This window comes from Faecalibacterium sp. Marseille-P9312 (genome assembly GCF_902497445.1).
Classification (GTDB): Bacteria; Bacillota; Clostridia; order Oscillospirales; family Ruminococcaceae; genus Faecalibacterium; species Faecalibacterium longum.
Genome location: NZ_CABVEW010000008.1, coordinates 111,251 through 123,091 on the forward strand (window position 1 = coordinate 111,251; position 11,841 = coordinate 123,091).

At 53.4% G+C, this 11,841-nt stretch carries 7 protein-coding genes; 3 read left to right on the forward strand and 4 right to left on the reverse strand.

The window, feature by feature from the left end:
- The first annotated feature begins 34 nt into the window (after positions 1–34).
- The 3 genes from F3G95_RS08130 (at position 35) to F3G95_RS08135 (ending at position 7,471) form a co-directional block, all read left to right on the forward strand.
- Positions 35–6,730: a DUF2185 domain-containing protein gene (locus tag F3G95_RS08130; RefSeq protein ID WP_149794550.1), complete on the forward strand. Its 6,696-nt coding sequence runs from the start codon at positions 35–37 to the stop codon at positions 6,728–6,730.
- A gap of 15 nt (positions 6,731–6,745) precedes the next feature.
- Positions 6,746–6,895, forward strand: a complete 150-nt coding sequence (locus F3G95_RS13795) for a hypothetical protein (protein ID WP_188117530.1) — start codon at positions 6,746–6,748, stop codon at positions 6,893–6,895.
- Between the two features lie 381 nt (positions 6,896–7,276).
- On the forward strand, positions 7,277–7,471 hold the full coding sequence (locus F3G95_RS08135) for a DUF3873 domain-containing protein (protein ID WP_097793455.1): 195 nt from the start codon (positions 7,277–7,279) through the stop codon (positions 7,469–7,471).
- Positions 7,472–7,524: 53 nt separating this feature from the next.
- Here the strand turns inward: F3G95_RS08135 and F3G95_RS08140 are convergent, their stop codons facing one another.
- The 4 genes from F3G95_RS08140 to F3G95_RS08155 all read right to left on the reverse strand — a co-directional run bounded on the left by F3G95_RS08140 (position 7,525) and on the right by F3G95_RS08155 (position 11,636).
- Positions 7,525–8,883: a relaxase/mobilization nuclease domain-containing protein gene (locus F3G95_RS08140; RefSeq protein ID WP_243130331.1), complete on the reverse strand. Its 1,359-nt coding sequence runs from the start codon at positions 8,881–8,883 to the stop codon at positions 7,525–7,527.
- A gap of 86 nt (positions 8,884–8,969) precedes the next feature.
- Complete coding sequence (locus tag F3G95_RS08145; RefSeq protein WP_149794553.1) at positions 8,970–9,245, reverse strand: hypothetical protein; 276 nt, start codon at positions 9,243–9,245, stop codon at positions 8,970–8,972.
- A 109-nt stretch (positions 9,246–9,354) separates the two neighbouring features.
- Positions 9,355–9,687 carry a plasmid mobilization relaxosome protein MobC gene (gene mobC / locus F3G95_RS08150; RefSeq protein ID WP_149794554.1) on the reverse strand — a complete coding sequence of 111 codons (333 nt, stop codon included), beginning with the start codon at positions 9,685–9,687 and terminating at the stop codon, positions 9,355–9,357.
- Positions 9,684–11,636, reverse strand: a complete 1,953-nt coding sequence (locus F3G95_RS08155) for a helicase-related protein (RefSeq protein WP_243130332.1) — start codon at positions 11,634–11,636, stop codon at positions 9,684–9,686. Before F3G95_RS08155 ends, mobC begins: the two co-directional genes overlap by 4 nt.
- Positions 11,637–11,841 lie beyond the last annotated feature (205 nt).

Here is an 11,841-nt window from a genome sequence, read left to right on the forward strand (position 1 = left end):
GCTTGATACGAAATAAAGAAAGAGAGGTGCCGACATGGGAGCATGGGGCATAAAAGCATTAGAGCGTGACGAAGGGTTGGATGTACTGGACATCCTCAAAAATGAATATGTACCGGAGCATCCGGTAATGGATCTGGGCGAGATGATCGAACTGATGAAAGAGGAAGTCATGCTGGGATCTGACTTCTCACAAATCGACTTCCTCTTTGACAATACTGCGATGGCTCTGGCGGAGCTGTATTTCCAATGGAAGGATAACAGCAAACTGGACTACGATCATGAAGAAGCTATATGGGATAAAGTCACCGGTTTCACAGCATCCAAAGAAGCCCTTGCTTTCCTGCTGCGGCAGCTCACCGACATCAAAAACGAGGTGCCGGACGAGGACGGCATCCGTGAGATTGTGGATCTTTGGAAGAACGAGGACAGCGGTGAGATCGCTCCTGCGTGGTTGGAACACTTGAATCAGCTCATTGATCGACTGGATTCAGAACAGGAGGCACGACAAATGTATATCAAAAAATACTGGGGCAACTTTATTGGCGGTTCCGATGACAGTCTGAACCTTGTGGCATTTTTGGAAGACCAGAAGAAAGAGGAGATCCCCCTCAGCGAGATATTTGCCAAGATTGGGCTGGACAAACAAAACTGGGACTTCCGCCAGACCGTGGAGTATCTGGAGTTTACACACTCCGATGGCGTGGAGATGGACTTCCACTTCGCCATTGATGTGGTCACTGATCTGGCCGCCATCCTGCTGGAGTGCAGCGTCAGCGGCAGTGTAAACCTTCAGGATCTGGACGAGTACAACACCCCTGCCCGCCGCATCCGCATCACCGTCACGCCAGAGGAGCATGACGCCATGAACAAGGCACTGGCGGATTTTGCCCAGAATCCGCTGGAATACGACATCAGCGAGATGATGGGTGAGGATGAGATTACAGATATGGCTTATCAGGTGGAGATGCTGCGGAAAGAGCTGTACGAAGCCTCCGGCCGTAATCGGAACTACCATGTAAAGGCGGAAGATGTAAAAGATCTGCTCCCCGACTGGGAGGGTGCCGATGGCTGTATCGCCACCAACCGTATCACGGTGGAGGGCTACAAGGTCGGCTACTGTTACCGGGAGAAGCCGGACGGCGGCTGGGACAGTGGCTGGCGCTTCACTGCTGGTGATGAGAGCGAGGCGTACATGGACGATCCCAACAATGCCGGGATCTACAAGCTGAACACGATCTGCAATGACGATCCCGACATCATCCCTTTGCTGAACACCCCCGCTCCCTGCGCCTTTGAGCGGGATGAAAATGGCGTGTTCCAGCAGATCAAAGACTGGAAACCAGATGAGGACGAGGAGGACCCTGATATGGATATTTTGAAGCAGTGCCAGAAGTGGCATGAGGAGGACAAACACCAGAAAATCGTTGACGCACTGGAGGCAATCTCTGCCGAGGAGCGTACCCCGGAAATGGATATGGAGCTGGCCCGCGCCTACAACAATCTGGCGGACTCCAGCGAGCCGGAGGGAAGGAAGCTGCTTCACCAGGCACTGGAACTGATGCAGTCCCATGAGGAGGAACTGGGAGATACTTATTCCTGGAATTTCCGTATGGGGTATGCCTATTATTATCTGGATCAGGAGGGCCGGGCTCTGCGGCATTTTGAAAAAGCTCTGGAACTGCATCCCGGTGATGATCCTAAGCTCAACACCCGACAGGACATGGAGGAACTAATTGACTCGTGCAAAAAGGGTATTTCTCTGCCGCAGTTCTGGGAGTGCTTCCGGGAACGGACAGAGAACTGGTGGGAAACCTTTGCCGAGATGGAAGCAGAGCTGCGCCAGATGATGGACGAGGACAAAGATCACACCCGCGGTGCGGAGATCGTGGCCCAAATGGAGGAAACCCTGAATTTGGTTTTTGACGAGATTTCCTTCGAGATGGGCTTCAACGGCGAAAAGCATGAGCTGATCCTCACCCCGGAGGGGGATAAGGTCAAACTGTTTGAGCTGGTCTACTTCCAGAAGCACGCCCCCAAGGAGGTGCTGGAGCACTGGAATATCCTTGTGGGCCGTCAGCCTTTCCAGAACATCGGCCTGCGTACTGAGGAGGATGGCTGGGAGATTTCCGGGGATGATGTGCAGATCTGGCTGGAGGAGCAGGGTGAAAACAGCTTCGCCATCTCCGCCTACTGTGAAAAGCTGCTGCCTATGCTCCGGGAGGAAGAAGGCCGGGCCTGGTGGATGCTCACCACCTTCACCGACCAAGTGCTGGGCGAGATCCCCCACATGAGATACATAGACAGCTTTGATGTGCTGGAGGAACCCAAGGCAGAGCCGTCCTTTCTCCTGTCCCAGCTGCCCGACAAACTGCGGGAGCAGGGCCTGGAGCTCTCCACCGACCCGGAAGCCTATCTGGAGAGCTACCTTGGTTACAAAATGGAACCCAAACAGGACCCGGACGCCGATTGGCGGCTGGATGTAATGGCCGGTTCCACCTGCTGTGTGCCGCTCATCAACGGCTATCTGAATGCCGACAATGATTTTATGGACGATCTCCATGCCGACGGCGCGGTGGCGGGCTTCTTCTGCTATCCCCTGGATACCCTGCGGGAGGAGGAAGGCAGTCAGAAAATTTTCGACTTCCGGGACAAACTGGAGGAAGTGCTCACCGGCGGGGATGGTTCGGAAGTGCTCACTCTCACCGGCGGGGCTACCGGCCTCTACTGTGGCTATGTGGACTTCATCGCCTGGGACATCCAAGAGGCGCTGAACATGGCGAAAGAGTTCTTTGAAGGCACGGACATCCCATGGGCCATCTTCCACACCTTCCGCCGTGAAGCCGGTTCTGTATCCCTAAAGCAACAAGATGATGGGACAGAAACTGAGAATCAGGATGACGAGTTGGACGAAACGCTGACGGGCATGGACTATATTCCTTACACCCAACAGAACGCCGAAGCATTCTTCGCTCAGCTGGAGCAGTGGAACGCCGAAGACGAGTACACCCGCTGTATCCAGGCACTGAATGCCATCCCGGAGAACTGGAGGAACTACCGCACCGCCTACGCCCTGGCCCGTGCACTGGAGAACTACGCCATCATCGGGGACCATGACGAAGGTACTTTGAAATCCAAGGGAGACAAAGCCCTTCTGAGGGCCATTGAGGTGCTGGAGTCCGTCCGGGAGGAAGGCCAGGACAAGGCGGAGTGGAATATGCGGATGGCCTATGGCTATCAGTATCTCTACGGCCAGGAGGAAAAGGCCATTCCCTACGCTCAGCGGTGGGCAGAGTTGGACCCGGAGGATGAAAATGCCCCGGCAGTAATTCGGGAGTGTAAGGCGGAGATTCGGAAACGCCAGCGCAGCCGGAAGAAGAAGGCCAAATTCGTGCCCGGTGATACTCCATTTGAGGGCTTCGACCTCACCAACTTCTGGGATGATAATTGGTATGCACTGAAAGAATATGTCAGTGATCCGCCTTCCGATGAGCTGATTGCCAGCGTGGAGGAGGAACTGGGCTACAAGCTGCCCGCTGCCTACATCTGGCTGATGAAGCAGCACAACGGCGGCATTCCGGTGAACACCTGCTATCCCTGCGATGAGCCTACCTGCTGGGCAGATGACCATGTGGCCATCACCGGCATTTTCGGCATCGGACGAGAAAAGAGCTGCTCCCTCTGTGGAGAGCTGGGCAGCCAGTTTATGATCGATGAGTGGGAGTATCCTGCCATCGGCGTGGCCATCTGTGACTGTCCAAGCGCCGGACACGATATGATTTTCCTGGACTACCGAGCTTGCGGTCCCCAGGGAGAGCCTGCGGTAGTCCATGTGGATCAGGAAAATGACTATAAAATTACCCATCTGGCAGACAGCTTTGAGAAATTTATCCGCGGACTGGAGCATGAATCCCTCTATGATCCGGATGAAGATGCAGAGGGTCTTGAGGATGACGCCGACGAGGAGGAAACCGACCATAAGGGTTCCTTTGCCGGATCTGTGCTCCTCTCCAAAGCAGAGTGGGACAAGGAGCAGTTGATTCGAGATCTGCGGGAAGAATGGGGCATCGTGGACGATGAGCCGGCTGAGGGCGACGAAGATGTTGAGAACAGCGATGACGCTGTGGTAATGCGGGTCGGCAATATGATGCTGATCGTGACACTATTCCACGGTCACATCCCTGACAATGAAGCAGAGATCAACGCCGAAAACAACTATATGTGGCCAGAGGCCGTAGAAGTGGCCAAAACGCACAAGGCCCATATCATGGTGGCTGTGTTGGGCGAGGAGGAAAAACTGCTGGAACGAGGTAAGCTGTTCACCAAGGCGATGGCAGTGTGCTGCAAGCAGAAATACGCCACCGGTGTCTACACCAGCGGCGTGGTATTTGAGCCTCGTTTCTATGAGGGCCTTGCCGATATGCTCAAAAAGGACGAACTGCCCATCTTCAACTGGGTTTGGTTCGGCCTGTACCGGAGCGAGGGGGGCCTAAACGGCTACACCTACGGCATGGATGTGTTTGGCAAGGAGGAAATGGAGGTGTTGAACACCGACGCTGAGCCGGAGGAACTACGGGACTTTTTGGCAAGCCTTGCCTCCTATGTGCTGGCGTGTGATGTGACGCTGCAAGACGGCGAGACCATCGGTTTTTCTGCGGACGATAAGCACACCATCACCCGCAGCCCCGGCATCTCTCTGCCAGAAGAACAGATGACCCTGAAGATTGGTTACGAGCCTATAAAGGGAGATCCAGAGGATGACAGCTGCGACCACTCGGACAATGATGACAAGCAGGATGAGGAAGAATTCAGTAATCCCGAAGTCTACACCGAGGAGGAGATGGAAGCCGTCGAGGGGCACATCCAGCAGCATTTCGGCAAGGTCGAGAATGTGTTCCACGAGTTGGTCTCCCCGGACATCCATGTGGACATCTGCATCGTGCCGCCCACTGAGGAGCGGGACTATTATACCCTGGTCACCATGGGTATGGGTGCTCACCGGATGAATGTGCCGGAGGAACTGGCGGAATACAAGCTGGAGCGGGCGGAGCTGGCCATTGCCCTGCCTGCGGACTGGAAGCTGGATCAGGAGTCCATGAAAGACGAAAAGTGGTACTGGCCCATCCGCCTGCTGAAATCCTTGGCCCGTCTGCCTATCAACTGTGACAGCTGGTTGGGGCATGGTCATACAGTGGAGAACCGGGAACCATTTGCAGACAACACCAAACTGTGTACTGCTACCCTGATCGGTCCTCAGGGTACGGAGGATGGCAGCGAGGTCTGCACTCTGCCGGGCGGCGAGGAGGTCAACTTCTATCAGGTCATTCCGCTTTATGAGGACGAGTTGGACTATAAACTGGAACATGATGTAGACGCTCTGCTGGACAAGATGGCGGGGATCAGCTTTGTGGTGAACCCCACCCGCCAGGATGCAATCACCCGTGGCACCCTTTCCAATGATGATTTTGACGGTGAGATGGACGATGCTTCCTATCATATCGAGAGCATTGAGGAGAAGGAACTGCCTATTGACCCCATCAATGCTTATAACCACATGGCCATCTACCTGCGCTGGTGTATGGAGCACGACCTGATGGGCGAGGACTTCTTGAAAGAATACAGCGAAGTGACCAAACAGGTCAAAGCTGATCCTGCCAATGTGGATCTGAGGGAGTTTATCCGGGATGAGCTGGACGGCTGTCTGTTCTCTGTGCTGTTCAATCAGCAAGGCCGTGCCTTTGCAGGTTATTACTACGGAGAGGGCGACAGCCCCTACTATCCTGCCGACATTGATGACTATGCCCTGAAATATTTTGGTCCGTCCCGATACCACTCCAATGAATTTCAACAGGAGGCATACTTATTCATCCCATTTGATGAGAAATACTATCAGACCATGGCTCAAGTGATTGAGGAACGCTTTGAAAACTGGCAGGGACAGGACTTCGACGAGGACACGCTGGAGTCTTCCGAAGTGGCTCATGCCATCATGGAGTATCTGGACTGCGAGTGTACCTATTTCCCATCCATGGCAGATGATGACCCCATCATGTCGGCATACAGCTACGCCCAGCGGCTGGGGGTACGGGAGGGCTTTGTTCCCGTACTTATCCAGGCGGATGATGAAACGCTGTTGGAATGTCTGGTAATGAACGCCGACCCGGAGCATGATGCGGACTGCTATGAATTTGACCTCAAAACGGTAGAGGAGTACCGGAAGAAGATGCTCTCCGCTCCTGTTAAGGACGGAAAGGCGATTTTGGAGGAATTGACCGGCCAGCGCAAGGAAGAAGCCGAGGACGATGATCTGGACTGGGAGGAGGAAGTCCTGGGCGAGATGGAGGGCGGAGAACCCAACGACCGCTTCGCAAACTATTGGAACGATGATACCGGAATGACATATCCGCTCATTCTGGCTAAAATTCCGGTAAAGAACCCCTGGGAGATCTTCGCCTACCTGCCCTTTGGAAATTGGAATGAGTGTCCCGACACACCGGACCTGATGGCAGTGGCGAAATACTGGTTCGAGCAACATGGTGCCATCCCTGCCGCCATGAGCCACGATGAATTGGAGTTTGAACTTCCAACTCCGATCTCCAAGGAAAGAGCTATGGAGGTGGCTGTGGAGCAATATGGTTTCTGCCCAGATCTGGATCAGAATGAGGATGGAAGCATTGGCTCCTTGGCAGATGTCCTGTGGCAGTCCACCGTCTGGTACTTCTGGTGGGATTGATGGGAGGTGCGACCAATGACAGAATATCAGAAAACCTATATCGAACTAAAAAAACAGTTTGTTGCGACCAATTTGAGAACTTCGGGGCTGTACTGCGGGGGATATCACGCTTTTCAAAGAACGAGCCGGAGTTGCGCGCAGCGCGCAGATAATCCCGGCAGTTAAACAAAATCTAATCAAGGTTGAGAGCTTTTTCTTCAGCCTTCGTCTTTGCCATGGCGTTTTTCTCCAATCTGAAAATTACAAATTGCGGACAAAAAGGACGCATTGTTGTGGCAAGCAATGCCGTCGTATATACAACGGCGACTTTTGCGTTGCAAAACGCTTGTTGGGGAGTGCCCCAAACCCCTTTGATCTGCATTTTTCAATGCAGGCTACGCCTCCCTGCGGGATGCTTTTGAGGATGTCAATCGTCACATCCTACGAAAAAGCCTGTACCTTTTTGGCGCAAGGGTCAATAGAAGAATTTGATGGTTCATGTTATAATAGCAGACGTTGCGTGTTGTGCGGTTTGCACACGAACAAAGTGAAAAGGAGCTATTGAACGTGGATACGATTTATCTGCTGCCCGGTGAGGAACGCTGCGTTGATTTTCGAGATGCTAATGGTGTCCCGAAAGTACACTACACTTACTGCTCCATCCGTGGCAAACTTTTCAACTGCACCTGCTGCACAAAGGCCGAAGCTCAGCGGCTGTGTGAAGATTGGCTCGTAAAACAAGACCGCTGCTACATAAACTAAAAAATGCCGCCGAGGATGCCTCCCAACTGGGAAAGCTCCTCGGCGGTATTCGTTTATCGGGTCGGTGTTTTTTCGGTGGTTTCCTTTTCTTCCGCAAAAAATCGTTCTACGTTTTTCTGCGCCCGAACCAGTTCTTGCATCTCATTTCGTGCCTTGCGGTAGTCCGGGTAGGCAGCTTTCTTTTTTGTTAGCAGTTCTGCGAACTCCGCATCCAACTCCTTGACCTTCGGCAATTTTTGCAGCCCGGCTTCGTCAAAGGCCGCTTTCGCCGCCTTGTACAGAGTGATCTCCTCCCGGTGGGCTTCCAGATACTTTTTACTGTACCCCGACTTGCGGTAGGCATCATAGACTGGGTGAGTCTTGGCATAGTTGATGATGTGGGTTTTCAGGACGGCAATTTCCGTCAACCGTGCTTCCGCTGCCTTGATGGAATCGCCCATGACATGATAGCGTTCGGTTGCCGCCGCTGCACGTTCCCGCAGTTCCTCTGCACTGCTGATCTTCTGCTCCTGTAAAAACAGCAGGGTCTTGGACATCTCCTTTAGGTTGAACTTGGTTGCCCACTTTTTGTAGCCGACACTTTTGCCTGCCGCCATTTTCTGCGGAATATCCACCAGAAGCTGGAACGGTTGCTCCTGCGGTGGCTGCTTTTGATAGGGGTGGTGTTTTGCCTTGCCCTCCAGCACCGCCTTGATCTCGTCCTCGCCATAGCCTGTGCCCAGTGTGCGGAACCGGATAAAGCGTTTCTGCCCCTTGCCCTTCACCGACGTGTACTTGCCATGCTTCACCTCATATCCCTGCTGCTCCAGCTTTTGCAGAAAAACTTCAAAGTCCTTCGGCTTTTCTGCAAGGATGGTGTCAATAATTCCACACAGGCGGTCACGGTTGCTTTCTTTGGGTGGGTAGACGATGCGCTTCTGTCGTTCCCGATAAGGCTTGTACTCGATGGTGGAGAGCTGGTGCTCCAAGCAGATCAGATCGCTCAACCGCTGCACCGCAAAGGTGGAGAGCCAAAAGTTGCGGAACTTTTTTCGACCATCCAGTGCCGTAGAGTTGAAAACAATGTGGTTGTGGATGTGCGCCCGGTCGGTGTGGGTAGCAACGATAAAAGCGTGCTTGCCCTTCAAAAAACGCTCAGCAAATTCGTAGCCGATGCGGTTAGCTTCCTCCGGCGTGACCTCCCCCGGCTTGAAAGACTGTCGCACCTGATAGGTGATCACATCACTTTTCTGACTGCGCCCAGTGGTCTGCTCGTACAGCCGTTTTGTCAGCAGAAATTCTTCATCCACGGTCAACGGGCTGCACTGATAGCTGCTTACCAGCTCGCCCTGCTCGGTCTTGTCCGGGTTTTGGACATAGCTGGTGTGATTGTGCAGACACGCCCCGATGGACTTGCCCTTGTTTTTCCGCATAGGGATCAACCGTGTCGCTGCCAGTGGTCATCACCCCCTGTTACAAAAAGAAAATGCCGCACATCGGCGGCATCAAGATAAAAATATCACAATCCGGCAACCCAGCCACTAAAACGTTCTGCTGCATCTGCGATCAAAGTGCCCATAAAAATCAACACAAAGCAGCCAAACTCTGCCACCAGCAAGATCAAAAACTGTAACCACTCCCGGCAGTACAGCGTATAAAGACCGCAGCCGAAAATATACAGCATGGGCAGCGCCAGCACAAACGCCGACAGGTTCAACGTCCATTTCAGCATCAGCGCAAGGAAAGCCGTAATCAGCCAAAACGGAAAAACGATCATCTTAAAAACGAACCTCATATCCAGCACCTGCCTTTCTTTCGCCCTTATTATAAAGGTAGCAACCACTGCGTTGCAAGGATGTCAACTCTTATGTAGCCCCGCAGTCCTCCAACTGCGGGGAAAAATCTTAGAGTTCTGCCAGCCGGGAAAGAATCTGCCGACCAATGTCGATCAGCTCATCCAGCCGTTGCCGCAGGTCCTCTATGTCGGCGGCATAGACCCGACCATTTTCATTGGCGGCTTTGGCGTACTGGTTCAGATTGTTGCTGCACATCTGCAAGAGATACGCCATGCGCCGCAGTTGCGGCAGGTCAAGATTCAGGCAGTAGCCATCCAGTGCCATCTTGCGGATATAGGCACTCAGGCTGCGGATACCCATGCCCAGCATTTTCTCATAGATGCGGTTCTTCTCGGTCTTTGTGGTTCTCAGGATGATGATTTCATCCCGCTTTTCTTTCACCGGGCATCACCATCCTTGTCGTAGTAACTGCGGAAGGGCTTCACAGGCTCCGGCTTGTCCGACTTTTCTTCCAGTGCCGCCAGTACCGAGGGGCGGCGAGGGGCATCCTCCTGTTCTTCCTCGTCCTGTTCCGGCCCATGGCTCTTTTCGTCCACATCCAACTGGGCGTTCAGCTCTGCAAGCCGTGCGGACTTTTCCGCCAATTCTTCCTCCTGCGGGAAGGGCTTTTCCACCTCGATTTGTGCCGCTGCCTGCTGCTGATGCAGGGTGTCCAGCTCGTTTTCGGCAGCGGTGATGCGCTCCGGGAAGTTGTTCAGCGAATTATCCAGACGGATGATGTTGCCCAGCGGGTCGGTGCCCAAAGGCACCGTATACTTCCGCTGCCCTTTCAAAAGTGCCTGATACTCCGTGCGGAAAGCATCGAACCGCAGAGAAAGCTCAAAGCCCCGGTAACTGCCGATCACTTTTTCCTCAGCGTTGGGCAGTTCGGAACAGGCAAGCACCAGACGCTCACCGGCGGTTTTTTTCTCATCGTAGGTCACGCCCTTGATGGTCATGCCGCAGAACTCTTCCTTGCCCTGCGGGTGGGCGGCAGCAACTTCGGCATCCGATTTCAGAGCTGCAATTTTTGCAGTCTGCTCCTGAATCTCTGCCGGGAACTTCGTCAACAGCTTATCTTCCAAACGGAACTTCTGGCTCTGATGGTCGGCTTTCAGCACTTTCAGCTTTGCGACCTGCACATCCAAATCCATCTTCTCCTTAATGAGCGGATTTCCAGCGCACAGTGCCTTGATCTCCGCATAGGAAAGTGCCTGTTCGTCTACATCCTCGCAGGAGCGCACAGGGGATTTGGAAGTCATAATTTGGCTGATAAATCGCTGCTTATTTTCCAAGGTTTGGAACAAATAACTGTCAAATGTCCCTTCCGTGACGTAATTGAACACCTTGACTTCCTTATTCATATTGCCCTGCCGGATGATGCGTCCGTTGCGCTGGGTCATATCACTGGGCTTCCAGCCAACATCCAAGTGATGCACCGCCACAAGACGCTGCTGCACATTGGTTCCTGCGCCCATTTTTGCCGTGCTGCCCAGCAGGACGCGCACATCGCCGGAGCGCACTTTCGAGAACAGCGCCGCCTTTTTTGCTTCGGTGTCGGCGTTGTGGATAAACTCGATCTCGTTTTCCGGCACGCCGGCGGCGATCAGCTTTTTGCGAATGTCATCGTAGACATTGAAATTGCCATCGTTTTTCGGTGTGGAGAGGTCACAGAACAAAAGTTGGGTCAGCTTCTGGTCTTTGCCCTCCTCCCAAATTTTCAGCACGTTCTGCACACAGACGTTCAGCTTGCTGTTAGGGTCATCGGGCAGCATGGGGTTCATCAGGCGCACATCCAAGCCGATCTTTCTGCCGTCGTTTGTGACGCAGAGCATATTGTCCACGGAGGCATCTACTGCACCGGAGTGGATTTCTGCCGCACGTTTGCTCAGTTCCTGCACCATTTCCTTCTGAATTTCCGAGGGCTTTGCCACCACGGTTTCAAACTTCGCTTCGGGCACAGGCAGATGGAGCTGGTCGGATGTTTTAATGTCCGCAACCTCCTTGAACATGGACATCAGTTCCGGGAGGTTGAAGAACTTGGCAAATCTCGTTCTCGCCCGATATCCTGTACCTTCCGGCGCAAGCTCGATTGCAGTGGTGGTCTCTCCAAAAGTGGATGCCCAGCAGTCGAAGTGGGTCAGCTTTTTCTGCTGCAAGGTGCTGTACTGCAAATACCGCATGACCGTATACAGTTCGGTCATGGAATTGCTCACGGGCGTTCCCGTGGCGAACACCACGCCACGCCCGCCGGTGATCTCGTCCAAGTATCTGCACTTACCGAACATATCGCTGGATTTTTGCGCTTCGCTGGTGGATAATCCTGCGACATTCCGCATTTTTGTGGTCAAAAAGAATGTGCAGCACCTCTGCGGCTGCGAAGCAGTCCGCAGAGTAGTCTGCTTTGTTGTGATAGGTAACTTTTTGACGTAATCTCCAAGTTTTCCCCCACCTCACGCCGGGCGTGCACCTTTCAGCGCACCCGGCGTACCATCAAATCGATTTACTTTCTTCCTTCAGATTTCAACACTGCTGTGTTCTCACGGACACAGAGTG